Origin of the sequence: Aeromonas sp. QDB18 (assembly GCF_027705325.1) — a bacterium.
Taxonomy (GTDB): Bacteria; Pseudomonadota; Gammaproteobacteria; order Enterobacterales; family Aeromonadaceae; genus Aeromonas; species Aeromonas caviae.
The window spans coordinates 1-25,246 of record NZ_JAPDBQ010000021.1; the positions used below are offsets into that span (position 1 = coordinate 1).

General features: G+C 61.8%; 20 protein-coding genes and 3 pseudogenes. 1 reads left to right on the top strand and 22 read right to left on the bottom strand.

From position 1 onward, the window contains the following. Nucleotides 1-115: 115 nt before the first annotated feature. Complete coding sequence (gene purL / locus OKC30_RS05480; RefSeq protein WP_270662689.1) at nucleotides 116-4,009, bottom strand: phosphoribosylformylglycinamidine synthase; 3,894 nt, start codon at nucleotides 4,007-4,009, stop codon at nucleotides 116-118. 149 nt (nucleotides 4,010-4,158) lie between these two features. Between purL and mltF the strand changes: the two genes are divergently transcribed. Beyond that, the gene (mltF, locus tag OKC30_RS05485) at nucleotides 4,159-5,652 is read left to right on the top strand and encodes a membrane-bound lytic murein transglycosylase MltF (RefSeq protein ID WP_029314683.1); all 1,494 of its coding nucleotides are present in this window, start codon (nucleotides 4,159-4,161) and stop codon (nucleotides 5,650-5,652) included. A 322-nt stretch (nucleotides 5,653-5,974) separates the two neighbouring features. Here mltF and OKC30_RS05490 read toward each other — a convergent pair whose 3' ends face one another. The 21 genes and pseudogenes from OKC30_RS05490 to trmJ all read right to left on the bottom strand — a co-directional run bounded on the left by OKC30_RS05490 (nucleotide 5,975) and on the right by trmJ (nucleotide 25,132). After that, nucleotides 5,975-6,205, bottom strand: coding sequence for a zinc ribbon domain-containing protein (locus tag OKC30_RS05490; RefSeq protein WP_104453031.1), 231 nt, complete (start codon nucleotides 6,203-6,205; stop codon nucleotides 5,975-5,977). 124 nt (nucleotides 6,206-6,329) lie between these two features. Beyond that, complete coding sequence (gene der, locus OKC30_RS05495) at nucleotides 6,330-7,826, bottom strand: ribosome biogenesis GTPase Der (protein ID WP_010675045.1); 1,497 nt, start codon at nucleotides 7,824-7,826, stop codon at nucleotides 6,330-6,332. 74 nt (nucleotides 7,827-7,900) lie between these two features. After that, nucleotides 7,901-9,085, bottom strand: coding sequence for an outer membrane protein assembly factor BamB (gene bamB, locus OKC30_RS05500; protein WP_029314685.1), 1,185 nt, complete (start codon nucleotides 9,083-9,085; stop codon nucleotides 7,901-7,903). Then, nucleotides 9,078-9,728: a YfgM family protein gene (locus tag OKC30_RS05505; protein WP_270666262.1), complete on the bottom strand. Its 651-nt coding sequence runs from the start codon at nucleotides 9,726-9,728 to the stop codon at nucleotides 9,078-9,080. Before OKC30_RS05505 ends, bamB begins: the two co-directional genes overlap by 8 nt. A 3-nt stretch (nucleotides 9,729-9,731) precedes the next feature. Beyond that, entirely contained in the window at nucleotides 9,732-11,009 is a 1,278-nt protein-coding gene (gene hisS / locus OKC30_RS05510; RefSeq protein WP_039038721.1) for a histidine--tRNA ligase, read from the bottom strand. A gap of 138 nt (nucleotides 11,010-11,147) precedes the next feature. Beyond that, nucleotides 11,148-12,278: a flavodoxin-dependent (E)-4-hydroxy-3-methylbut-2-enyl-diphosphate synthase gene (gene ispG, locus OKC30_RS05515; RefSeq protein WP_010675049.1), complete on the bottom strand. Its 1,131-nt coding sequence runs from the start codon at nucleotides 12,276-12,278 to the stop codon at nucleotides 11,148-11,150. Nucleotides 12,279-12,288: 10 nt separating this feature from the next. Further along, nucleotides 12,289-13,209 carry a RodZ domain-containing protein gene (locus OKC30_RS05520; RefSeq protein ID WP_104454297.1) on the bottom strand — a complete coding sequence of 307 codons (921 nt, stop codon included), beginning with the start codon at nucleotides 13,207-13,209 and terminating at the stop codon, nucleotides 12,289-12,291. After that, nucleotides 13,199-13,438 (bottom strand): annotated as a pseudogene (gene tapF, locus OKC30_RS05525) (PilW family type IVa pilus biogenesis/stability lipoprotein TapF); the annotation flags it as partial. The pseudogene tapF (OKC30_RS05525) and the gene OKC30_RS05520, both read right to left, overlap by 11 nt. Nucleotides 13,439-13,551: 113 nt before the next feature. Then, nucleotides 13,552-14,103: pseudogene (gene tapF, locus OKC30_RS05530) on the bottom strand (PilW family type IVa pilus biogenesis/stability lipoprotein TapF); the annotation flags it as partial. Nucleotides 14,104-14,114: 11 nt separating this feature from the next. Next, nucleotides 14,115-15,218 (bottom strand): bifunctional tRNA (adenosine(37)-C2)-methyltransferase TrmG/ribosomal RNA large subunit methyltransferase RlmN, encoded by a 1,104-nt coding sequence (locus OKC30_RS05535; RefSeq protein ID WP_041213014.1) that lies wholly within the window; start codon nucleotides 15,216-15,218, stop codon nucleotides 14,115-14,117. A 167-nt stretch (nucleotides 15,219-15,385) separates the two neighbouring features. Further along, nucleotides 15,386-15,814: a nucleoside-diphosphate kinase gene (ndk, locus tag OKC30_RS05540; RefSeq protein WP_045524435.1), complete on the bottom strand. Its 429-nt coding sequence runs from the start codon at nucleotides 15,812-15,814 to the stop codon at nucleotides 15,386-15,388. Nucleotides 15,815-16,091: 277 nt separating this feature from the next. Then, nucleotides 16,092-17,376: pseudogene (gene pepB, locus OKC30_RS05545) on the bottom strand (aminopeptidase PepB). Continuing rightward, the gene (gene pepB, locus OKC30_RS05550) at nucleotides 17,373-18,674 is read right to left on the bottom strand and encodes an aminopeptidase PepB (protein WP_109112004.1); all 1,302 of its coding nucleotides are present in this window, start codon (nucleotides 18,672-18,674) and stop codon (nucleotides 17,373-17,375) included. Before pepB (OKC30_RS05550) ends, pepB (OKC30_RS05545) begins: the two are co-directional and overlap by 4 nt. A gap of 157 nt (nucleotides 18,675-18,831) precedes the next feature. Continuing rightward, complete coding sequence (fdx, locus tag OKC30_RS05555) at nucleotides 18,832-19,170, bottom strand: ISC system 2Fe-2S type ferredoxin (protein WP_005299781.1); 339 nt, start codon at nucleotides 19,168-19,170, stop codon at nucleotides 18,832-18,834. 1 nt (nucleotide 19,171) lies between these two features. Then, a complete protein-coding gene (hscA, locus tag OKC30_RS05560; protein ID WP_270666266.1) occupies nucleotides 19,172-21,019 on the bottom strand; it encodes a Fe-S protein assembly chaperone HscA in 1,848 nt (615 codons plus the stop codon). A gap of 28 nt (nucleotides 21,020-21,047) precedes the next feature. Further along, entirely contained in the window at nucleotides 21,048-21,566 is a 519-nt protein-coding gene (gene hscB, locus OKC30_RS05565) for a co-chaperone HscB (RefSeq protein WP_270666268.1), read from the bottom strand. A 190-nt stretch (nucleotides 21,567-21,756) separates the two neighbouring features. Continuing rightward, entirely contained in the window at nucleotides 21,757-22,080 is a 324-nt protein-coding gene (gene iscA / locus OKC30_RS05570; protein WP_010675058.1) for an iron-sulfur cluster assembly protein IscA, read from the bottom strand. Nucleotides 22,081-22,095: 15 nt separating this feature from the next. Beyond that, on the bottom strand, nucleotides 22,096-22,479 hold the full coding sequence (iscU, locus tag OKC30_RS05575) for a Fe-S cluster assembly scaffold IscU (RefSeq protein WP_270809572.1): 384 nt from the start codon (nucleotides 22,477-22,479) through the stop codon (nucleotides 22,096-22,098). A 54-nt stretch (nucleotides 22,480-22,533) separates the two neighbouring features. Next, nucleotides 22,534-23,748 carry an IscS subfamily cysteine desulfurase gene (locus tag OKC30_RS05580; RefSeq protein ID WP_010675060.1) on the bottom strand — a complete coding sequence of 405 codons (1,215 nt, stop codon included), beginning with the start codon at nucleotides 23,746-23,748 and terminating at the stop codon, nucleotides 22,534-22,536. A gap of 52 nt (nucleotides 23,749-23,800) precedes the next feature. Further along, complete coding sequence (gene iscR, locus OKC30_RS05585) at nucleotides 23,801-24,304, bottom strand: Fe-S cluster assembly transcriptional regulator IscR (RefSeq protein WP_025327241.1); 504 nt, start codon at nucleotides 24,302-24,304, stop codon at nucleotides 23,801-23,803. Nucleotides 24,305-24,397: 93 nt separating this feature from the next. After that, complete coding sequence (trmJ, locus tag OKC30_RS05590; protein ID WP_103857942.1) at nucleotides 24,398-25,132, bottom strand: tRNA (cytosine(32)/uridine(32)-2'-O)-methyltransferase TrmJ; 735 nt, start codon at nucleotides 25,130-25,132, stop codon at nucleotides 24,398-24,400. Between the last annotated feature and the right edge of the window lie 114 nt (nucleotides 25,133-25,246).

Consider the following 25,246-nt stretch of genomic DNA (forward strand, 5'->3'; position numbering starts at 1 on the left):
GATTTAGGGACTCAGAATACTTTTTTCTGAAAATCAAGGCGGCCTTCCCCGGAAAGCCGCGATGAACCATAAAAAAACCGGCCACAAGGGCCGGTTTTTGGTTTCTTGCTGGCGCTTAACCCAGGCGAACCCGAGCATTGCGGAACATGCGCATCCAGGCGCCATCCTCACCCCAGTTGTCCGGGTGCCAGGAGTTGGCCACGGTGCGGAACACCCGCTCCGGGTGCGGCATCATGATGGTGGCGCGACCGTCCGCACTGGTCACCGCGGTGATACCGTCAGGGGAGCCGTTGGGGTTGGCCGGGTATTGCGCGGTGACGTTGCCGCGGTTGTCCACGAAACGCAGCCCCACCAGACCGCTTTGTTGCAGCGCAGCCAGGTGAGCGGCATCGCGCACTTCCACGCGCCCTTCCCCGTGGGAGACGGCAATCGGCATCACGGAGCCCGCCATCCCGGCGAAGAAGGCGGACGGGGAGTCCTGCACTTCCACCAGGCTGAAGCGCGCCTCGAAGCGTTCGGAGCGGTTGCGCACGAAGCGCGGCCAGAGATCGGCCCCCGGGATGAGGTCACGCAGGTTGGACATCATCTGGCAGCCGTTGCACACCCCCAGGGAGAGGGTATCGCCGCGCTCGAAGAAGCGCTGGAACTGCTCACGGGCGTTGTCGTTGAACAGGATGGACTTGGCCCAGCCTTCACCCGCCCCCAGCACGTCGCCGTAGGAGAAGCCGCCACAGGCCACCAGGGTCTGGAAATCTTCCAGCTTGATGCGCCCCTCGAGGATGTCGCTCATGTGCACGTCGACAGCGGTGAAGCCGGCGCGGTCAAAGGCGGCCGCCATCTCCACGTGGGAGTTGACCCCCTGCTCGCGCAGCACCGCCAGACGGGGAGAAACCCCGCGAGCGATATAGGGCGCGGCCACGTCGTCGGACGGGTTGTAGGTGAGCCTGGCCTGCAGACCCGGATCGGTGGCGTCCTGGCGGGCGGCATGCTCCTGATCGGCGCACTCCGGGTTGTCCCGCAGGCGCTGCATCTGCCAGCTGGTCTCGCCCCAGATGGTGCGAAGGGCGGTGCGGCTGGCGCGATAAACCTCGCTGCCGGCACGCTGGAACAGGATGAGGTCGTCTTCGCGCACCGTGCCCAGCACGTGGGAGCAGGCTGCCAGACCGTGACCGGCCAGCAGGGTCAGCACCGCTTCCTTGTCTTCGCGACGAACCTGGATGACGGCACCCAGCTCCTCGTTGAACAGGGCCGGCAGCAGGTCGCCACCCACGCGATCGAGCTGGATGTCAAGGCCGCAGTGACCGGCAAACGCCATCTCGGTCAGGGTGACGAAGAGGCCGCCGTCGGAGCGGTCGTGGTAGGCAATCAGCTTGCGATCCGCCACCAGCGCCTGGATGGCGTTGAAGAAGCCCTTGAGCTGAACCGGGTTGTCCAGATCCGGGGCGCTTTGCCCAAGCTGGCGGTAAACCTGGGCCAGGGCTGAGGCGCCGAGGCGCTGCTTGCCGTTGCCAAGGTCGATGAGGATAAGGTCGGTCTCACCGAGATCGGTGCGCAGTTGCGGGGTCACGGTATTGCGCACGTCCTCGACCCGGGCAAACGCCGAGATGAGCAGGGAGAGCGGCGAGGTGACGCTGCGCTCTTCCCCGTCCTGCTGCCAGCGGGTCTTCATGGACATGGAGTCCTTGCCCACCGGGATGGTGATGCCAAGGGCCGGGCAGAGCTCTTCGCCCACCGCTTTCACGGCTTCGTAGAGACCCGCATCTTCCCCCGGGTGGCCGGCTGCGGACATCCAGTTGGCGGAGAGCTTGACCCGCTTGAGGGAGCCGATATTGGCCGGTGCCAGGTTGGTCAAGGCCTCGGCCACCGCCATGCGGGCGGAGGCGGCATGAGAGAGCAGCGCCACCGGGGTGCGCTCGCCCATGGACATGGCTTCACCGTGGTAGCTGTCGTAGGTCGCGGCGGTAACGGCACAGTCAGCCACCGGGATCTGCCAGGGGCCGACCATCTGATCGCGGTTGACCAGGCCCGTTACAGTGCGATCGCCGATGGTGATGAGGAAGGACTTCTCCGCCACGGTGGGCAGACGCAGCACGCGCTCGGCGGCGTCGCTGAGGGTGATGCCGTCCAGTTGCAGCGCCTTGCCCTGGGCGGGCAGGCTCTGCACGTCGCGGTGCATCTTGGGCGCCTTGCCAAGCAGCACGTCCAGCGGCAGATCGATGGGCTGGTTGTCAAAGTGATCATCAGAGAGAGTGAGATGCTTCTCTTCGGTGGCGGTGCCGATGACGGCATAGGGGGCGCGTTCGCGCTCGCACAGGGCCTTGAACAGAGGCAGCTTGTCTTGGGCCACGGCCAGCACATAGCGCTCCTGGGATTCGTTGCACCAGACTTCCAGCGGGCTCATGCCCGGCTCGTCGTTCGGGATGGCACGCAGGTCGAAGCGACCACCGCGATCCCCGTCGCTCACCAGCTCCGGCATGGCGTTGGAGAGACCACCGGCGCCCACGTCGTGGATGAAGACGATGGGGTTGTCGTCCCCCAGTTGCCAGCAGCGGTCGATCACTTCCTGGCAACGACGCTCCATCTCGGGGTTGTCACGCTGCACGGAGGCGAAGTCGAGATCTTCGGCAGACTGACCGGACGCCATGGAGGAGGCGGCTCCGCCACCCAGGCCGATGTTCATGGCCGGACCACCCAGCACGATGAGGGCCGCCCCCACCGGGATCTCCCCTTTCTGAACGTGCTCGCTGCGGATGTTGCCGATGCCACCCGCCAGCATGATGGGCTTGTGGTAGCCGCGCACCTCGACGCCGTTGTGGCTCGGCACCTGCTCTTCGAAGGTACGGAAGTAACCCAGGATGGCAGGGCGACCGAATTCGTTGTTGAAGGCGGCGCCGCCAAGGGGACCTTCCTGCATGATGTCAAAGGCACTGACGATGCGGCTCGGCTTGCCGAAGTCCTGCTCCCAGGGCTGCTCGAAACCAGGGATGCGCAGGTTGGAGACGGAGAAGCCCACCAGGCCCGCCTTGGGCTTGGCACCGCGGCCTGTCGCACCCTCGTCGCGGATTTCGCCGCCGGAGCCGGTGGCGGCACCCGGGAAGGGAGAGATGGCGGTCGGGTGGTTGTGTGTCTCCACCTTCATCAGGATGTCGACGCGCTCCTGGTGATACTGGTACTCACCATTGGCGGGGCTCGGGAAGAAGCGGCCACCCTGGCTGCCTTCCATCACCGCGGCGTTGTCTTTGTAGGCAGACAGGACATGATCCGGCGTCTGCTCGAAGGTGTTCTTGATCATCTTGAACAGCGACTTGGGCTGCTGCTTGCCGTCGATGGTCCAGTCGGCGTTGAAGATCTTGTGACGGCAGTGCTCAGAGTTCGCCTGGGCAAACATGTAGAGCTCGATGTCGTTGGGATTGCGACCCAGCCGGGTGAAGTTGGTCACCAGGTAATCTATTTCGTCATCGGCCAGGGCCAGACCCAGGGTCACGTTGGCCTCTTCCAGGGCGGCGCGACCACCACCCAGCACATCTACCTGGGTAAAGGGGCGCGGCTCGTGGTGAGCAAACAGGGCGGCGGCCTCGTTCATCTCGGCAAAGACCACTTCCATCATGCGATCGTGCAGCAGGGCCGCGATCTCGCTGCGCTGGGCCACGCTCAGCTCACCCTTGGCCTGCACGTAATAGGCAATGCCGCGCTCCAGCCGCTTGACCTGTTTCAGGCCGCAGTTATGGGCGATGTCGGTTGCTTTGGAAGACCAGGGGGAGATAGTGCCGGGGCGGGGGGTAACGAGGAACAGCTGACCGCTGGGGGTGTGTTCCGGGATGGTCGGGCCGTAGCGCAGAAGCTGGCCCAAGGTCGCTCGCTCGGGGGGCGACAGCGGGCTCGTCAGCTCGGCAAAATGCACGTATTCCGCATAGACGCTTGCTATCTCTACTCCTCTCTGTGCGCAGCTCTGCAGCAGCTTGTGGACACGAAACTCAGACAGTGCTGGGGCACCACGCAAGATTTCCATATACCTTTCTCACCAAGTTTTAGAGTGTGGGGGGATTTGAGACGCGCGTATTATAGGGATCAGGCCCATCCTGAACAAACGTTTTTCTCATCTCGCGCGGTGTGACTCCCTTCATACTCTCTGGTATAAAGGTGCCTCTTTTTTGACAAATGCCGATTTTTTCAACAAGGGTACTCACCTACTTGCGCTGCATTTTTCGACTGTTCATCGGGATGATGTTGACGCTGGCCCTGGCCGGTTGCGACTTCTACCACCCCTCCAGCCAACTGGAGCAGATCCGCCAGCGAGGCGAGATCCGGGTTGGCACCCTCTATGGCCCCACTTCCTATTACCAGCGTGACGACACCGCACTGGGGTTCGACTACGAGCTGGCGCAGCTTTACGCAGACTGGCTGGGGGTCAAGCTGACCATAGTACCGGCCTACAGCACCGCCGAGCTGGTCGAGCAACTGCAAAAGGGCAAGCTGGATCTCGCCGCCGCCGCCATCGTCGTGACCCCGGAGCGGCGCAAGTTGTTCCGCTTCGGCCCCGGCTTCTACCAGGTCTCCCCCAAGCTGGTCTATCGCAACGGCTCCCCCAGGCCCAAGAACCTCGGTGACATCAAGGGCAGCATAGTGGTGCCGGCGGGCTCCACCGGCGAGGACCTGATGAAGGAGCTGGCCAAGCAGTACCCCAACCTGAAGTGGAGCACCAATCGGGATGCGGACGTGGAAGAGCTGCTCAAGCAGGTGGCCGACGGCAAGGTGGACTACACGGTGGTGCAGGACACCATACTGGCCCGTACCCAGCGCTACTACCCCGAACTCACCGAGGGCTTGACCCTCGCCAGCAAGCAGACCGTGGCCTGGGCCATGACCAAGCTGCCCGACGACAGCCTCTACGCCAGCATCATCGACTTCTTCGGTCAGCGCTTCATGGATGGCGCCATCGCCAAGCTCGACGAGAAGTACTTCGGCCACGTGCAGAACTTCGACTTCGTCGACACCCGTACCTTCCTGCAACGGGCCAAGAGCCTGCTGCCCAAGTACCAGGCGCTGTTCCAGACCCACGCCAAGGATATCGACTGGCGGCTGCTGGCCGCCATCAGCTATCAGGAATCCCACTGGGATCCCCAGGCACGCTCCTACACCGGGGTGCGCGGCATGATGATGCTCACCGGCCCGACCGCCAAGGCGATGGGGGTAAACGATCGCACCCACCCGGAAGAGAGCATCAAAGGGGGCGCCCGCTACCTGCAGGAGATGATGGCGAAGGTGCCCGACTCGGTCCCGGCGGACGAGAAAGTGTGGTTTGCCCTCACCGCCTACAACATCGGCTACGGCCACATGATGGATGCCCGCCGCCTGACCAAGGAGCTGGGCAAGAATCCGGACGCCTGGAGCGACGTGAAAGAGGTGCTGCCCCTGTTGCAGCAGTCACGCTGGCATCGCAAGGTGCGCTATGGCTATGCCCGTGGCGGCGAGGCGCGCAACTATGTCAACAACGTGCGCCAGTACTACCAGAGCCTGCTCTGGCTCGACAACGAACAGCAGAAGGCCCATCGTCGGGAAGAGCTGGACGAGGACGACAGCAGCGAGCCGGACGTGCCGGCGCAGCGTCCGGCCATCATCGCCGAAGTGGTCAAACAGATCATCACCCCCTAGCCTCGCCGGGGGTGTGTTTTCCTGCCCTGTTCTCTGTTACCATCCTTGGGTATACGAGGGGCGCTGGAGCGAACTTATTGCAATGTATTCATTGCGTTGCAGTTCCTGCCAAGGGCCCTTTCGGCCCCACGCAAGACCAGGGAGGAGAACAGGATGCGAGCACGCAGAAGAGCCATGTTGGCCCGAAAAACCAAATGTGCCTGGAGCCCGAGACGCAAGCTCAAGCTGGCCGACATGAAACGCAAGATCTGGCACAGAAACCGCTCCTTCACGCTGCTGATAGCGGAGCACACAGTATAAACCCGGCATCAGCCGGGTTTTTTTATGCCTTGTCAGGCTGCGCTTCAAACAGAACGGTGCGCTTGGAGACCAGGGTGTTGCAGTGGTTGCAAAAATAATCCACCGCGCCGCAAGCCCGAAGCCGCTCCAGCTCCTGCCCGCAGGCAGGACACAGGGCCCGGATGCGATAATGGGCCTGACACTGGCCACACGTCGTCTCGCGGCTGCGGCTGTCCAGTTCACCCTGACAGGCAGGGCAGGTCAGCGTGTTCATTCTCTTCTCGACTCCTCTGTTACGTCACTGTGCACCGGCGTCACTCGCAGCCCCTCCCCCGGTTTGTCTGCCCTGAGGAGGGCCACCAATAAAAACGGCTGCCGGTAAGGGCAGCCGCAGGGCTTTATTTCTTCGCTTTGGCCTTGAGCAAGCGCTTGCGCTGGCGTTCCTGGCTCAGGGTCAGGGTGTTCTTCTTGCCCTCGAACGGGTTGACCGACTCCTGGAACTCCACCCGGATCGGGGTCCCCATGATCTTCAACGACTTGCGGAAGTAGTTGATGAGGTAGCGCTTGTAGGAGTCAGGCAGGTCGTTCAACTGGTTGCCGTGGATCACGATGCGCGGCGGGTTGTAACCACCGGCGTGGGCATACTTCAGCTTGACCCGGCGACCGTTCACCATGGGCGGCTGGTGATCTTCCTGGGCCATCTGCATGATGCGGGTCAGCATGGCGGTGCTGGTGCGGCGAGTCGCGGACTCGTAAGCCTCGTTGATGGATTCGAACAGGTGACCGACGCCACTGCCGTGCAAGGCGGAGATGAAGTGCACCCGGGCGAAGTCGATGAAGCCCAGGCGTCTGTCCAGCTCGTTCTTGACGTCCTCTTTCACCTTCTGATCCAGGCCGTCCCACTTGTTGACCACCAGTACCACGGAGCGGCCGCTGTTGAGCACGAAGCCGAGGATGCTCAAGTCCTGATCCGTGATGGTCTCCCGGGCGTCAATGACCAGCAGGCAGACGTTGGCATCTTCAATCGCCTTGAGCGTCTTGATGACGGAGAACTTCTCCACCGTCTCGTGCACCTTGCCACGGCGACGCACGCCGGCGGTGTCGATGACCACGTATTTCTGATCGTCGCGCTCCATGGGGATGTAGACGGAGTCGCGGGTGGTACCCGGCATGTCGTAGACGATGACCCGATCTTCACCCAGCATGCGGTTGGTCAGGGTCGACTTGCCGACGTTGGGACGACCGACGATGGCGAACTTGATGGGCAGGTCGGCGAACGGCGTCTCCTTGGTGTCTTCCCGGGTGTCGAGCTCACCGGCAGCCACCATGCGCAGCAGGGCCTCTTCGTCGAACTCCTCCAGCTCCTCTTCCTCTTGTGCCTCGGTGGCAGAGCCGACCAGGGTCTCGAGGTGAGGGGCCAGGGCCAGCTCCAGCAGGCTCAGTACGCCACGGCCGTGGGCGGCCGCCATCTGGTAGACCTCGCCCAGGGCCAGACCGTAGAACTCGGACACCGCGGAATCGCCGTCGATGCCGTCGGTCTTGTTGGCCACCAGAAACACCTTCTTGTGGGTCTTGCGCAGGTGCTCGGCGATGGCCTGATCCGCCGCAGTCAGACCGGCGCGCGCATCCACCATGAAGAGCACCACATCGGCCTCTTCGATGGCCAGCAGGGACTGCTCAGCCATCTTCAGCTCGATCCCCTCCTCGGTGCCATCGATACCGCCGGTATCGACCACGATAAATTCCAGCTCGCCCAGCTTCGCCTGGCCATATTTGCGGTCCCGGGTCAGGCCGGGGAAGTCGGCAACCAGGGCATCCCGGGTACGGGTCAGGCGGTTAAACAGGGTGGATTTCCCCACGTTGGGGCGGCCCACCAGGGCAACTACAGGAGTCATAAAAGCCTCATTCTCAAGACGACAAAGGCTCCGGGTCCGAAGACCAGGAGCCGGATATTCACATTATCGGACGATCAAGGACGCTTGAGGGCGTACAACTTGCCGTCACGGCTCTGCACATACAGGGTGTCACCCTCCACCAGCGGAGCGGCATAGAGACCACTGCTGTCGAGCTGCTGCATGGCCTTGATGGTCCCGTCGGTACGGTCCAGCCAATACAGGTAACCTTCCACATCGCCGACCACCACATAGTCACCCAGGATGACGGGGGCGGTCACGGTGCGGTTTTCCAGCTGGGTGTTGGACCACAGCTCGAGACCGTTGCGACGATCGACCGCAAACAGATGGCTGCGGCTGTCGGTCAGCACGATGGCATTGCCGGTCACCGCCATGTCGCGATAACCGGAATACTTGCGCTTCCACACTTCGTCGCCGCTCATCAGCTTGCGCGCCATCAACTGGCCGTTGTAGGCGATGGCGTAGAGCTCATCACCGGCAATCAGCGGGCTGGCATCGACGTCCACCATCCGATCCAGCTCGGTGGCGCCGCGCGGGTCAGCCACCTTGGATTGACGCACCGGCTGGCCGTTGCTCAGCAGGGCGATGCCAACCTTGCCATCGGCGCGGCCATAGATGACGGCACCGTTGGTGATGATGGGGGCGCCGGCACTGCGCAGGGTCAGGGGCGGCTGCTCTTCGGACAGGGTCCACTGCAGCTTGCCCTCGTCGGTATCGAGCGCCACCAGGCGACCGGAGGTGGTCAGCACCACCACGCGGCCATCCTCGACGGCGGGGCTCGCCACCACTTCCCCCGGCACCGTGGTCTGCCACAGCACTTCGCCGTTGGCCTCGTTCAGGGCGTAGACCACCCCGTTTTCGGACCCGAGGAACAGCTTGCCGTAGCGGGAAACCAGGCCGCCGGAGAGACGGGCACTGCGCTTGTCGGCGTTGATGGGCAGATCTGCCAGATCCACGCTCCACAGCTCCTTGCCGCTCTCGCGCTCGAAGGCGGTCACATCGCCATCGCGGGCCGCTGCATAGATGCGGTCCTCTTCCACCACCGGCTTGAGCTGGGAGTAGAAGTCGCCGATGCCATCCCCAACCGAGGAGGACCATGCCGTATCGGCAGTGAACGCGGACTCGACCTTGGGCAGGGGTGCCATGGGGTTGAGATCTTCTTCCGAACTGAACAGGGAGCAGCCCTGCAAGGCGAAGGAGACAGCCACCCCCAGCGCCATTCGCTTGTACAGATTACGCATCCGGAGCCTCGCCCGCAGTGACGGCTGGCAGCGCCAGATCATCCATCTTCAGCTTGAGTTCGGCGCTGCTCTGCAGGCCGCCGGCATCCGCCGCCGCCTGATAGGCATCGCGCGCTTCTTCGGCCTTGCCCTGCTTTTGCAGGATGTCGCCGCGCACTTCCGCCACCTGGGCCTTGAAGGCGTCGTTGTTGATCTTGCCAAGCTGGGCCAGGGCCTCGTCTGCCTTGCCCTGATCGCTCAGGATCCGGGCCAGACGCAGGGCGGCGATGGGCTTGATGCTGTCGTCGCCACTGGCGGCCACCTGGGTCAGCTGCTCGGCAGCCAAATCCAGCTTGCCCGCCTTGACGGCGGCCGCAGCCAGTTGCAGAGCGGCCAGCTCGGCATAGGCGTCACCCTTGTGAGCGGTAATGAAGCTCTTTGCCAGCTCCAGGGCGGCGTCGTCCCCCTTGGCGAGCTGGGCGGTCATCTCGTTGTAAGCCTGGGAGGCGGCTTCCTGGTTGTTCTGCTGCATCTCGTTGTAGTAGCGCCAGCCAAAGAGGCCGACCAAACCGATCACGGTCCCGGCGATCACCGAGGTACCGTTCTCTTTCAACCAGCTCTTGATGACCTCAACCTGTTGTTCTTCAGTGGTATACACTTCCACAGCTTACTCTCCTTTCGCTGCCAGCAGGGCGATGGCGGCATCGACCGAGACGGTCTGTTGCTCGGCCTGGCCACGCAGATATTTGATGGTGATCTCCCCGCTTTGCACCTCGGTCTCCCCAAGGATCAGGGCAATGGCCGCGCCGCTCTTGTCGGCACGCTTGAGTTGTTTCTTGAAGTTGCCGCCGCCGCAGTGGCTCATGAGGCGCAAGTCCGGCAGGGCATCGCGCAGGCGCTCTGCCAGGGCAAAGCCAGCCTGTTCAGTCCCCTCACCCACCATGCAGAGATAGACATCCACCGCCGGGCGGATGTCAGCATTGAGCTCGAGGGTTTCAAGCATCAGCACCAGACGCTCCATGCCCATGGCGAAACCCACTGCCGGGGTCGGCTGGCCACCGAGCTGCTCCACTAGGCCGTCGTAGCGACCACCGGCACAGACGGTGCCCTGGGCCCCCAGGCTGTTGGTCACCCACTCGAACACGGTCAGGTTGTAGTAGTCGAGGCCGCGCACCAGACGCTCGTTCACCTCGAACTGGATGCCGGCCGCCGTGAGCAGGCGCTTGAGCCCTTCGAAGTGAGCCAGGCTCTCTTCGCCCAGGTGGTCGAACAAACGGGGAGCACCTGCCAGGATGGCCTGCACTTTTTCGTCTTTGGAGTCGAGCACCCGCAGGGGGTTGCTGTACATGCGGCGCTGGCTCTCTTCGTCCAGCTCGCTCTTGTACTGTTCCAGATAGGCGACCAGGGCATCGCGATAGGCGGCACGTTCGCTGCTCTGGCCGAGGGTGTTGAGCTGCAAGGTGACGTGATCGCTGATGCCGAACAGACGCCACAGGCGGTGAGTCAGCATGATGAGCTCGGCATCGATGTCCGGCCCGTTGATGCCGAACAGCTCGACCCCGAACTGGTGGAACTGGCGATAGCGACCTTTCTGGGGACGCTCGTGACGGAACATGGGGCCCATGTACCACATCCGGCGTTCCTGGTTGTAAAGCAGACCGTGCTCGATGCCGGCACGCACGCAACTGGCGGTCCCTTCCGGACGCAGGCTCAGGCTGTCGCCGTTGCGGTCTTCAAAGGTGTACATCTCTTTTTCGACCACGTCGGTCACTTCACCGATGGCACGCTTGAACAGATGGGTCTGCTCGACGATGGGCATGCGCACTTCGCTGTAGCCATAGCTGGCCACGACCTGGCGCAGGATCTGTTCTACTTTCTGCCATACCGGGCTCTGCTCCGGCAGGCAATCATTCATACCGCGAATAGCTTGGATCTGTTTTGCCACGTTGATACTCGAGAAAAAGAGGTAAAATTTGGCCGCATTATAGGGATTTTCGACCCCGAGGTAAAATCGGGTGCCCGGATGCGGGATGTAAAATCAACAACCTAAAGCCGGGGCCACCCCAGGTGGCCCCGTCATGGTTCAACCTTTGTCCACCTGGATCTGGTTGGCCGGATCCAGCATGGCGGCCCTGGCACGGATGCGACGCTCCAGGGTCGGGATCAAATCCTTGTTGTCGAGCCGGTCGACCCGCTGGCCCCCCTCGTAGAAGGCACTCTTGTTGGCGGCCCCCGCAAGGCCGAGATCGGAAACCAGCGCCTCCCCCGGACCGTTCACCACACAGCCGATGATGGAGACATCCATCGGGGTGATGATGTCTTCGAGCCGCTCTTCCAGGGCGTTGACCGTGCCGATGACGTCGAACTCCTGACGGGAGCAGGAGGGACAGGCGATGAAGTTGATGCCGCGGGAACGGATGCGCAGGGATTTGAGGATGTCGAAGCCCACCTTCACCTCTTCCACCGGATCGGCGGCCAGGGAGATGCGCAGGGTGTCGCCAATCCCCTCGCTCAGCAACATGCCAAGGCCGATGGCGGACTTGACCGCGCCGGCGCGAAAACCGCCCGCTTCCGTGATGCCCAGATGCAGGGGTTGATCGATCTGCTTGGCCAGCAGGCGATAGGCACCGACTGCCAGGAAGACATCGGACGCCTTCACGCTCACCTTGAAGTTCTGGAAGTCGAGGCGATCCAGGTAATCCACGTGGCGCATGGCGGACTCCAGCAGCGCCTCCGGGGTCGGTTCGCCATATTTCTCCTGGAGATCACGCTCAAGGGAACCGCCGTTGACACCGATGCGGATGGGGATGTTGTAGTGACGGGCGCAATCCACCACCGCACGCACCCGCTCTTCGTTGCCGATGTTGCCCGGGTTGATGCGCAGGCAGTCGGCCCCGTACTCGGCCACTTTGAGGGCGATGCGGTAGTCGAAGTGAATGTCGGCCACGATGGGGATGCGGGTCTGCTGCTTGATGAGCTTGAACGCTTCCGCCGCCTCCATGGTGGGGACGGAGACCCGGACGATGTCGGCGCCGACCCGCTCGATCCGCTGGATCTGCTCGACGGTAGCGGCCACGTCCGTGGTCTTGGTGTTGGTCATGGTCTGTACCGTGATGGGGGCATCGCCCCCAACCGGCACGTTGCCGACCATGATCTGTCTGGATTTGCGACGAACGATGGGTGATTCGTGTGCGGGCTTTTCGTGAACAGACATGGCGGACTGATTACTCCTGCGGCAGTGAGAAGCGGGCAGTCCGGCCGTTGTTGTAACGGCTCATGTCGAAGGACTTGCCCTGATATTCGAGATTGACCGCCATGGGCGCGCCAATGATGAATCTGAGTGGCTCGGGTCCTTCCAGCACAAGCTCGTCGTTCGCCTTCTTCAGACCACTGAACAGGGTCTTGCCGTTGGCATCCTTGACATCCAGCCAGCAATCGGCGGTGAAGCTCATCTTGAGCTGGGGCGCCTTGGCGGGCTCGGTGGTCGTGCTCTCGGCAGTCGAGACCGCACCGGAAACGTCAGTCGGGACGGCTGCGCTGGCATCCGTAGCGACCACAGGCAGGGTCGCGGTGGCACCGCTCACCACAACCTGGGTGGACACGGCATCGGACGCTACGGGCAGCACGGGCTCGGCGACCTCCACGGCGGGGGCAACATTCGCTTCCGGCGTATTGACGGTCGCGCTCATCTCGGTCGCCGCCAGGGCGTCGTCACCGGCAGAGCGGCGCGCCGTGCTTTGCCACCACCAGGCGACGGAGAGCCCGATCAGCACCAGGATCACCAGCCAGGTCACCACCTTGAGCCGGCTGTCATTGGCCTGCTGGCGGGAGCGACGGGAGAAGCTCTGCATGTCGATGTTGTCGGGGGGAGTCAGCCCCAGCTTTTCGTAGGCGGCGAGGATGGTCTCCTCGGGGATGCCCACGAGCTTGGCATAGGCCCGCAGATAGCCACGAATGAAGGTATGGGACGTGTGCTTGTCATAGGTATCCGCTTCGATGGCGGCGATCAGGGTCAGACGAAGGTGAATGCGGGACGCAACCTGTTCCCGGGTCCAGCCGAGCTGTTCACGGGCGTTGCGCAGCAGCTGGCCTGGGCCCGCTGCCTGGGAGTCGTCTTGGAAATCGTGTGGCTGTTCAGTAGTCATTGGCTAAGTAACGCTTGGCTTGTTGCGAAGTGGGATATTGCCTTACCAGCTCAGTCCCGAATTGGTGAAGTAATGCCGGTTTGTCCATGGCCTGGGCCAGCCGCAGCCGGAGCCAGAGGCTCTCCTCGTTCTCCTCTGCCACATCGGCAAAGCGCGCGAGGTAAGACTGGACATCAGGAAGCTTGCCATCTTTCATGGAAAGCTCGGCCATGTCCAGCAATAACCTAGGGAAGGTGCTAACAAGTCACTTGGCACAAAAACACACCATTCTAAATTATTGATATTAAATGGCTAAACTTTTTAGTTTTGGCACATAGGGTACTTATTCGCACCTTCCCTAGGATTGCGGGGATTATACCCCAAGGCCAGACGATAATACTCGCTGGCCTTGTCATTTCTGTGATTTTGCATCGAGCAGAGCGCCGCATTCTCGTAGGTATCGGCGATCTTCACGTAATCGGGCTGGCTGACGGCCTGCAAGAACGCCTTTTCCGCTTCGTCGAAGCGGCCACGGTTGCAGAGGAAGGCGCCATAGTTGTTCATCGCGTCAGCATTGGACGGATCCATGTCCAGCGCTTTCTTGTAGCTCGCCTCGGCGGCCTTGAAATCCGACACCTGCTGGTAGAAATAGGCAAAACCGATGTAGACCTGAGGATTGTTGGGATCGTACTGAAGGGCGCGGTCGAGATTGAATTTGGCCTGCTCGGCATTGCCCTGGCGCAGATACTGGATACCCAGATCGAGACGAGTCTGGGCGGCGGCCTTGAGGTCGGGGCCCACTTCACGCTGGGTCGAATTCTGGCCAGCGTAAGTGGTCTCTGTGACACAGCCTGGCAGAGCACAGAGCGCTGCCACTACGATCAATGTACGGATATCCATTTCCTGTCTATACAATGGCTTAGGAGTTAAACCATTTTGACGGAAATCCCATCCTGTTGCATCCGATTTTTCATGGTGCGCTTGGTGCGGTCGATCACCTCTCCCACCAGCTGCCCACAGGCGGCGTCGATGTCGTCACCACGGGTCTTGCGCACGATGACGGTCAGGCCGTATTCCATCAACACCTTGGAGAAACGGTCGATACGGCTGTTGCTCGGCTTGCCAAACGGGTTGCCCGGGAAGGGGTTGAACGGGATCAGGTTGATCTTGCAAGGAGTTTCCTTGAGAACCTTGGCCAGCTCATGGGCATGCTGCATGTCGTCGTTGATGTGATCGAGCAGCACATACTCCACGGTCACCCGGCCGCCGTTGGCGTTGGACTTGGCCAGATAGCGGCGTACCCCGGCAAGGAAGGACTCGATGTTGTACTTGTCGTTGATCGGCATGATCTCGGAACGCAACTGGTCATTCGGCGCATGCAGAGAGATGGCCAGGGCCACGTCGATCTGGTCGCCCAGCATGTCCAGCGCCGGCACCACACCGGAGGTGGAGAGAGTGACGCGGCGCTTGGAGATGCTGAAGCCGAAGTCATCCATCATCAGCTTCATGGCAGGTACCACGTTGGCGAGGTTGAGCAGCGGCTCACCCATGCCCATCATCACCACGTTGGTGATGGGGCGCTTGCCACCCACCACTTTGGCGGCACGCCATACCTGACCGATGATCTCGGAGACTTTCAGGTTGCGGTTGAACCCTTGCTGGGCGGTGGAGCAGAAGGTGCACGCCAGGGCGCAGCCCACCTGGGAGGAGACGCACAGGGTCGCGCGGTCCGCTTCCGGAATGTAGACGGTCTCCACCTCCTGATCGCCCACCTGCAGCGCCCATTTGATGGTGCCATCGGCGGAGCGCTGTTCACGGCTGATCTCGGGGGCACGGATCTCGGCAATGGCCTTGAGCCGCTCGCGCAGCGCCTTGTTGACGTTGCTCATCTGATCGAAATCATCACAACCGAAGTGATAGATCCACTTCATTATCTGGTCTGCCCGGAACGGCTTCTCGCCCAACTCGACGAAGAAGGCACGCATGGCATCCCGGTCGAGATCCAGCAGGTTGGTTTTTGTTTCGCTCATCAGGGGCCTCAGCTCACACACTTCATAAATTATCGGCTGACCTACGTCAGGGGGCGGCATTGTACAAATAATGGGTCTAGCTTTCCACCTGGAGAATAAGTGGATATTGGTAGGATGACCAAAAAACAAAAGGGAGCCGAAGCTCCCTTGGTCACCAGCAGACAACATCAGCCGCGCGGGCAGATCTCGTCGTCGGAGAAGAAGTAGGCGATTTCACGGGCGGCAGAGGCCGGGGCATCGGAGCCGTGGACGGCGTTGCGATCGATGCTCTCGGCGTAGCAGGCGCGCAGGGTGCCGGCCAGGGCCTCTTTCGGGTTGGTGGCGCCCATGATTTCACGGTGACGACGGATGGCGTCTTCACCTTCCAGCACCTGTACCATGACGGGGCCAGAGGTCATGAAGCCGACCAGACCATCATAAAACGGCTTGCCCTGGTGCTCGGCGTAGAAACCGGCGGCCTGTTCGCTGGTCAGGTGCAGCATCTTGGCGGCGATGACTTTCAGGCCGGCGCTTTCGAAGCGGCTGTAAATGGCACCAATCAGGTTCTTGCTGACCGCATCCGGCTTGACGATGGAGAAGGTACGTTCGATAGCCATTGAGTTCTTTCCTTAACTACAGAGTTTTATTGTAGGAATCCATGTTCGGCGGCGATTATACGTAAACAAAAAACGAAATAACACACAAAAAATCAACTTTTTGTTAAACAAAAGAATCCTTGAAACAACATGGTGACTCATCTTGTGCCAGGGCAGAGAGAAAAAATGTGCGCTTGCGCACGATCGGCATGCTAATGCCTCAAAACCGTATCAATTGCTCAGCAAAGCAGCACTGGAAAGGGCACCCTGAGGTGCCCTTGTGATGCCGTTCACTGACTCAGCGCGTCTCCGCCATCAGGGTATGGGCGATGGTGCGCATCCCCAGGGTATTGGCCCCGGGCGCCCACAGACTGTCGCCGTTTTCGCTGAAGCAGGCGGCGAGATCGACATGCAGCCAGCCTCTTCCCTCATCAGGGACAAAGCGGGAGAGGAAGCCTGCCGCATTGGAGGCCCCCCCCGGTCCGCCGCCCGGCACGGGGCGGCTGTTGGCGGTGTCGGCATAGTGGGACGGGCACTGCTGGCGATGCCAGGGCTCCAGCGGCAGCGGCCATGCTGGCTCCTGCTCCGCATCCGAATAGGCCATGGCGCGGCTCACCAGCCCCTTGTCCAGTCCAAACAGGGCGTTGTAACGCCCCCCCCAGCGCCATCACGGCCGCCCCGGTGAGGGTGGCAGCGTCGATGATGAGCGGCGCACCAGACTCGCCGGCCAGTTGCAAGCCGTCGGCCAGGATCAGACGCCCTTCGGCGTCGGTATTTACCACCTCCACCGTGGTGCCGTTCTTGTAGGTAAGGATGTCACCCAGCTTGTAGGCATGGCCGGATACCAGGTTCTCGGCGCAGCAGAGGATGAGCTTCACCCGCTTGTCGAGGCCACGCAGAATGGCCAGCGCCAGCGCGCCGGTGACGATGGCGGCACCGCCCATGTCGTGTTTCATGGTCAGCATGCCCTGGGAGGTCTTCATGGAGTAGCCGCCGGAATCGAAGGTGATCCCCTTGCCCACCAGGGCGGCAGCTACCGGCGCCTTGGGATCCTTGCCCGGATTGAAATCCAGCTCCAGCATCACGGGCTCGCGGTCACTGCCACGACCCACTTGATAGAGACCGACCCAGCCCGCCTGTTGCAGCGCCTCTCCCTTGAGGATGCGATGGCTGATCCGGTCCGGTGCCAGCTCGGTGAGGAAGGCAGCGGCTTCGACCGCCAACTCCAGCGGCCCCAGCTGCTCCGGAGTGGCGTTGGTCATCTCCCGCACCCAACGCCCGCACAGCCAGCGCGCCTCCAGCTCCTCCCTGTCCTCCTCGGACGAAGTGGCCCACTGCAACCCCACTTCCGCCTTGGGCGTCTGCATCCCCTGGGCAAAGGCCCACTGCTGCTCCCGCTCCCAGTGGCCAGCCAGGACCACCTGCTGGATCCCCTGGCTGCACAGGCGCCGCGCCGCCTGCTGGATATCCAGCAAGGGAGTGGCGCTCACCAGATGGATCACCATGCCGTCGGCACGGTGGGAGAGCAGTGCCCCCTCCCCCCACTCGGCCGGTGCAAACTCTCGGCTCAACCAGACGTTCATGCGCACACCTCCTGCAGCCAGCGGGCAATCGTGCGAAGACCATGGCCCTTGGCCCCGGTCGCCCAGAGCTCATTGCCCGACTTCTGATAGGAAGCGGCCAGGTCCAGGTGCACCCAGCCCTTGCCTTCGTCACGGACGAAGCGCGACAGGAACGCCGCTGCCGTGGTGGCGCCGGCAGTACCTTCTGCGGACGCCACGTTGCCCAGCTCGGCAAAGGCCGAGGTGAGCTGGCCTGCGTGCCAGGGTTCGAGCGGCAGCGGCCAGGCCTTCTCGTTTTCGGCGTTGGCGGCCGCCAGCGCGCGCACCTGCTCCGCCTCATCAAGGGCAAACACGGCATTGTAGTCGCGGCCCAGCGCGGTCTTGGCGGCGCCGGTCAGGGTGGCAGCGTCGAGGATGTAGGCAGCCCCGCTTTCGCTCGCAGCCAGCAGGCCGTCTGCCAGCACCAAGCGACCTTCCGCATCGGTGTTCTGGATCTCGACCGAGATGCCGTTGCGATAGGTGAGGATGTCGCCGAGCTTGAAGGCGTGGCCGGAGACCAGGTTCTCGGCGCAGCAGAGGATGAGCTTAACCCGCTTGTTCAGGCCACGGCTGATGGCCAGTGCCAGGGCGCCGGTCACCATGGCGGCGCCGCCCATGTCGGACTTCATCGGCAGCATGTTGTCGGAGGACTTCATGGAGTAGCCGCCGGAATCGAAGGTGATCCCCTTGCCCACCAGCGCCGCGACCACAGGGGCGTTGGCATCCCCGGTCGGGTTGTAGTCGAGCTCCAGCAGCACCGGCTCGCGCTCACTGCCACGGCCCACCGACCAGATCCCGATATGACCCGATTCACGCAAGGCCTCGCCAGCGGTGATGCGGGCGGTCACCTTGTCACCGCCGAGGCTGCGAATGAGCAGCAGAGCGGACTCCGCCAGGCTCATGGGGTAGATGGCTTCCGGGCAGCCGTTGGTCACCTCGCGCACCCAGTGGGTCGCTTTGAGCAAGGCGGCGAGTTCGGCCGCTTCCTGCTCGCTCTGTTCACCAAAATCGAGCTCGCGAACCCCCTTGGCGGCATAGAAGCCCTGGGCAAAGGCGTAACGACGCTCCCCATTCCACCCCTCGCCCACCAGCTTGATGCGCTTGATGCCGCTCGACTCGAGGCGTCTGGCACCGCGCTGGATGGCGCGCAGCGCCTCCTTCTCCTGGCCAGCGGCCAGATGGAGATGGGCCTCGTCCCCGTTGAAACTGAGCAGGGCACCCTCGCCCCACTGGGCGGCGGCAGCCTGGGACGACAACCTTACGTTCATCATGTCAGCCATGTTCTCTTGCTTCCTTTTTATTGGCACTTTCATCAACGAATAGGGAAATCACGGGCACAAAAAAGGCCGCTCCCTCAAGGGTCACGGCCTTCACCATATCATTACTGCACCATGAGATGCTGCACGCGCAATTCACTCATGTGTAATTAAGGGGTCATCAGTGGCGCTCGGACGCCAGATTCAGGGTGTACTTGGGCAGTTCCACCACCAGATCCTCGTCCGCCAGTCTGGCCTGGCAGCTGAGACGGGATTCCGGCTCCAGCCCCCACGCCTTGTCCAGCATGTCGTCTTCCAGCTCGTCGCTCGGCTCGAGGGAGTCGAACCCTTCCCGCACCACGCAGTGGCAGGTGGTGCAGGCACAGGACTTCTCGCAAGCGTGCTCGATCTCGATGCCATTGCGCAGCGCGATATCCAGAATGGTTTCACCGGTCGCACCTTCGAGGGCCGCGCCGTCCGGACAGAGCTCGGGATGGGGCAGAATAATCAGTTTTGGCATATCACACCTTGTTGACGTTTTGTCCGGTCAGCACCTTGCGGATGGAGGCATCCATCCGGCGGGCTGCAAATTCGCCACTGGCAGCATCCGCTGCCTCGATGGCCTCTTTGATCTGGTTGGTGGTGCCCGTGCTGCGCATGGTCAGCAGATGGGCGATGGCGGCATCCAGCTCGGCCCGCTCGGCGGGGCTCAATAAGGCCTCGCCATCGGCGGCCAGCGCGGCGTTGAGACTCTCGACCACCCGGTCGGCCTCGACCTGTTGCTCCGCCAACATGCGGGCGTCCATGTCCTGCTGGGCATTGGCGATGGAGGCGCTCAGCATGTTGAGGATGTCATCTTCCCCCAGCCCGTAGGAGGGCTTGACCTGGATCTCGGCCTGCACGCCGGAGGATTTCTCCATGGCGCTGACCGACAGTAGACCGTCCGCATCCACCTGGAAGGTGACGCGAATGTGGGCGGCGCCGGCCGCCATGGGCGGAATGCCGGTCAGGGTGAAGCGGGCCAGGGAGCGGCAATCCGCCACCAGCTCGCGCTCCCCCTGCACCACATGGATGGCCATCGCGGTCTGGCCATCCTTGAAGGTGGTGAACTCCTGGGCGCGGGCCACCGGAATGGTGGTATTGCGCGGGATCACCTTCTCAGCAAGGCCGCCCATGGTCTCTAACCCTAAGGAAAGCGGGATGACGTCCAGCAGCAGCATCTCGGCATCAGGCTTGTTGCCCACCAGGATGTCGGCTTGGATGGCGGCACCGATGGCCACCACCTTGTCAGGGTCGATGCTGGTCAATGGCGTGCGGCCGAAGAACTCACCCACCCGCTCGCGCACCAGCGGCACCCGGGTCGAGCCGCCGACCATCACCACTTCCAGTACCTCTTCCTGCTCGAGACCCGCATCGCGCAGGGCGCGCCGACAGGCCTGCAGGGTGCGTTTGACCAGGGGCTGGATCAGCTCGTCAAACTGGCTGCGGGTGACGGTACCCTGCCAGCCGGCAAAGGCGCAGACAACGGCATCGGCATCGGTGAGGCCGTGCTTGATGCTGGCCGCCGCATCCAGCAACTCGCGCTGGGTACGGGCATCGAGTTGACCGGATAACCCGGCTTGCTCTTTGAGCCAGTCCGCCAGCAGATGGTCGAAATCGTCACCACCGAGTGCCGAGTCGCCACCGGTGGCCATCACCTCAAACACCCCGCGATGCAGGCGCAGGATGGAGATATCGAAGGTTCCGCCACCCAGGTCATAGACGGCTATCACCCCTTCCTGGCCTGAGTCGAGGCCATAGGCGATGGCGGCCGCCGTGGGTTCGTTGAGCAACCGCAGTACGTGCAGACCGGCCAGTCTGGCCGCGTCCTTGGTACCCTGACGCTGGGCATCGTCAAAATAGGCTGGCACCGTGATGACCACGCCCTCGAGGTCTCCCCCGAGGGACGCGGCACCGCGCTCGGCCAGTTTTTTCAGGATCTCGGCCGAGACCTGCACCGGATTGACCAGCCCCTGGCGGGTCCGCAACTGGGGCATGCCCGTCTCGGTAGCCACGAACTCGTAAGGCTGCTGGCGGGTATCGATGTCGGTCAGCGCCTTGCCCATCATCCGCTTGACCGAGACGATGGTGTTGTGGGGATCGAGGGCCGCCTCACGTTTGGCATCGAAGCCAACCCGGATGGTATCGGCCTGGTAATGGACCACGGAAGGCAGCAGATCACGCCCCTGCTCGTCACAGAGGGTGTCGGCCTGGCCGCTGCGCACGGCGGCGACCAAGGAGTTGGTGGTGCCAAGATCGATGCCGACGGCACGTTTATGCTGGTGAGGTGCGGCGCTCTGGCCTGGCTCGGCAATTTGCAGTAATGCCATGGGTAATCACAATTCCTGCGTTAGAGGGTCAAGACTCGAACAGCGAGTCTTCGAATCGTTCCAGCTCCTCGAGGAGCTTGTCGACAAATTTGAGCTTGCGAACGCAATCCGCCGCCTGCAGATCCTCACCCCTGGTGAGAGAGTCGGTCAGCCGTTGCATCAACGCCTGGTGATCATGCCTGATCTCCTGGCGAAAATCCTTGATGGCCCCCTCAGCGTCGGCGTCGCCCTTGAGATCAGCCAGCCGCTCTCGCCACTCCAGCTGTTGCATCAGAAAGGCAGGATCTTGTAGTGTCTGCTGCTCGCCGCGAATATCGGTGCCCCGCAAGGAGAGCAGATACTCGGCTCGGCGCAAGGGGGCCTTGAGGGTGGTAAAGGCATCGTTGATCTGGGCAGCACGCTGCACGGCAGCAAGCTGCTCCCGCTCGGGGGCAGTCGCAAAACGATCGGGATGGAACTGGGTCTGCAGCTGACGATAGGTGTCAGCCAGTTGGCGAGTATCGAGCTCGAAGCCCTCAGCCAGCCCGAACAGCTCGAAATGATTCATCCTTCGTCCTCAGACAATAGCGCTGGGAGTGCAACCACACTCGTCTTGAAATTGAAAGCAGTGGCATGGACTGGCGTCCACACCACTGTGTTGATGAGCAAGGTGTTGATCACAAGAGACTCGCCGCAACAGGGCTCACCCTTGGGGCTACGAGGCGTTGCAAACATGGGCGATCTGTCAATCGAACCACTTACACGCTGAAGCTTTCGCCACAACCACATTCGCCCTTGGCATTCGGGTTGTTGAACTGGAAGCCCTCGTTGAGGCCTTCCTTCACGAAGTCCAGCTCGGTGCCATCCAGGTGGATCAGGCTCTTGGCATCCACGATGATCTTGACGCCTTTCTGCTCAAATACCTGATCCTCGGCAGCCAGCTCATCCACGAACTCGAGCACATAGGCAAGGCCAGAACAGCCGGTCGTCTTGACGCCGAGGCGCAGGCCGATGCCCTTGCCCCGGTTGATCATGAAGGAGGAAACCCGCGCCGCTGCGGCATCTGTCATGGTTATGGCCATACTGCTCTCCGGACCTTAAAGACCTTTCTTCTGCTTGTAATCGGCGATGGCGGCCTTGATGGCATCCTCCGCCAGAATGGAGCAGTGGATCTTCACCGGCGGCAGCGCCAGCTCTTCGGCGATGTCGGTGTTCTTGATACCGGCCGCTTCGTCCATGGTCTTGCCCTTGACCCACTCGGTCACCAGGGAGCTGGAGGCGATAGCGGAACCACAGCCGTAGGTCTTGAACTTGGCATCTTCGATGATGCCATCGTCGCTGATCTTCAGTTGCAGCTTCATGACGTCACCACAGGCCGGTGCACCGACCATGCCGGTGGCGACGCTGGGATCGTTCTTGTCAAAACCACCGACGTTGCGGGGATTCTCGTAGTGGTCGATTACTTTTTCACTGTAAGCCATATCTAACTCCTGCTAATTCCGTTGTTCACCAAACCCTTGCCATGCTGGCAAGGATCAGTGATGTGCCCATTCGACCGTGTTCAGATCGACGCCATCCTTGAACATCTCCCACAGGGGGGACATCTCGCGCAGACGACCGATGGAGTCGCAGATGAGCTTGATTGCGTAGTCGATCTCTTCTTCGGTGGTGAAGCGACCGATGCTGAAACGGATGGAGCTGTGTGCCAGCTCGTCGTTCAGGCCCAGGGCGCGCAGCACGTAGGAAGGTTCCAGGCTGGCCGAGGTACAGGCAGAACCGGAAGAGACCGCCAGATCCTTCAGTGCCATGATGAGGGATTCCCCTTCCACATAGGCGAAGCTGACGTTCAGGTTACCCGGTACACGCTGATCCAGATCCCCGTTGATATAGACTTCTTCGATGTTCTTGATGCCATCCCACAGACGCTGGCGCAGGGCCATGATGTGCTGGCTCTCGCTCGCCATCTCTTCCTTGGCGATGCGGAAGGCTTCCCCCATGCCGACGATCTGGTGGGTTGCCAGGGTGCCGGAGCGCATGCCGCGCTCGTGACCACCGCCGTGCATCTGGGCTTCCAGACGAACACGGGGCTTGCGGCGCACATACAGGGCGCCAATGCCTTTCGGGCCGTATACCTTGTGGGCGGACATGGAGAGCAGATCAACCTTGAGTGCTTCCACGTCGACCGGGATCTTGCCCACGCTCTGGACGGCGTCCACGTGCAGCAGGATCTTGCGGGAACGGCACAGCTCGCCGATGGCAGCGATGTCTTGCACCACCCCGATCTCGTTGTTGGCGTGCATGATGCTGACCAAGATGGTGTCATCACGCAGGGCGCCTTCGATCTGCTCAAGGGTGAACAGGCCGTTGGGCATGGGCTCGAGGTAGGTCACCTCATAGCCTTCCCGCTCCAGTTGGCGGCAGGTATCCAGCACAGCTTTGTGCTCGGTCTTGGAGGTGACGATGTGCTTGCCCTTGCCGGCGTAGAAATGGGCGATGCCCTTGATGGCCAGGTTGTTGGACTCGGTCGCACCGGAGGTAAAGACGATCTCGCGCGGGTCCGCGCCGATCAGCTCTGCCACTTGATTACGGGCCAGATCCACCGCCTCTTCGGCCTGCCAGCCGAAACGGTGGGAACGGGAGGCTGGGTTGCCGAACAGGCCGTCCATGGTGAGGCACTGCATCATTTTTTCTGCGACACGCGGGTCCACCGGACAGGTTGCCGAATAATCAAGGTAAATAGGCAGTTTCATCTTTTTCTCCGTTACGACGGTGTCACACAGCGACTCGTCGTGGAAAGCACGTTTATAGTTGGACTTTCAAGCTCACATCACCGCGTTCGGCCCGATCAACCAGGGACAACACGGTCTTCATTTGTTCATCTTGCTTGCCGGCGATACGGCGCACATCGGCCTGACCAACCAGCTCGGCCAGGGTGATATCCCCCAGGAAACTGGAGATGCGTTCGCTCAGATCCCGCCACAAGGAGTGGGTCAGGCACTGGGTACCACCGTGGCAGCCCCCTTTGCCGAGGCACTTGGTCGCATCGACCGATTCATCGACCGCGGTGATCACCTGACCGACCGAGATCTCGCCAGGGGCCAGACCGAGGCGATAGCCGCCACCGGGGCCACGTACGCTGCTCACCAGACCATGCTTGCGCAGACGGGCAAACAGTTGTTCCAGATAGGACAAGGAGATGCCCTGGCGCTCTGAAATATCAGCCAGGGGCACGGGCCCCTGCTCTGCATGCAACGCCACGTCGAGCATGGCTGTCACCGCGTAACGTCCTTTTGAGGTCAGTCTCATATGCCTTACCGTTCGCGAACCAATCAATATGTGGCATATGGTCACATACCCGACTAAATCAGTCAAGTATATGCTTGAGTAAATCAGTCGGGATTAATCCTGTGCCCTGGACTTCTGGACAGAGGTGAGAATGCCCCGCAGGATGTTCAACTCCACCGCTTCGGGTCTGGCCCGGTTGAATAGACGACGCAGTTTGCTCATCACATGGCCTGGATGGTCATCGGCAATGAATCCCGTCTTTTGCAACGTCTGCTCCAGATGCTGATAAAACCCTTCCAGTTGCTGGGCGCTGGGGTACTCGACCCGCTCATCCTCCGGGGCCGAATGCTCCTGGTTCTGTACTTCCAGCCAGCGCATCCGCACCTCGTAACAAAGGGTCTGCACTGCCATGGCCAGATTGAGGGAGCTGTATTCTGGATTGGCGGGAATGGCCACATGGAAGTGGCATTTTTGCAGTTCGTCATTGGTGAGGCCGGTGCGTTCACGGCCAAACACCAGCGCGACCGGGTGCTCCATGCCCTCGGCAACCAGCTTCTCGCCCGCTTCACGGGGATCCAGCATGGGCCAGCTCAAGGTGCGGGAACGGGCACTGGTGCCGATGACCAGACCACAGTTGGCAATGGCTTCATCCAGGGTCGGCACGATACGGGCGCGAGCCAGGATATCGCTGGCCCCCGCCGCCAGGGCGACGGCCTCCTCATCCGGCTGGGCCTGGGGATCGACCAGCACCAGTTGAGTCAGCCCCATGGTCTTCATGGCCCGCGCCGCGGATCCCATGTTGCCGGTGTGAGAGGTGTTTACCAACACGATACGAATCTGATCCAACATGCCCAGTCAATCTTCAGTCAAAAATGGCGCGCAATTGTAACATAACCAATCGCTATTTTGGCACCGCTTCCGACCAGGCATTTCTGCACAAACAGACAGATGATACATCCCCAC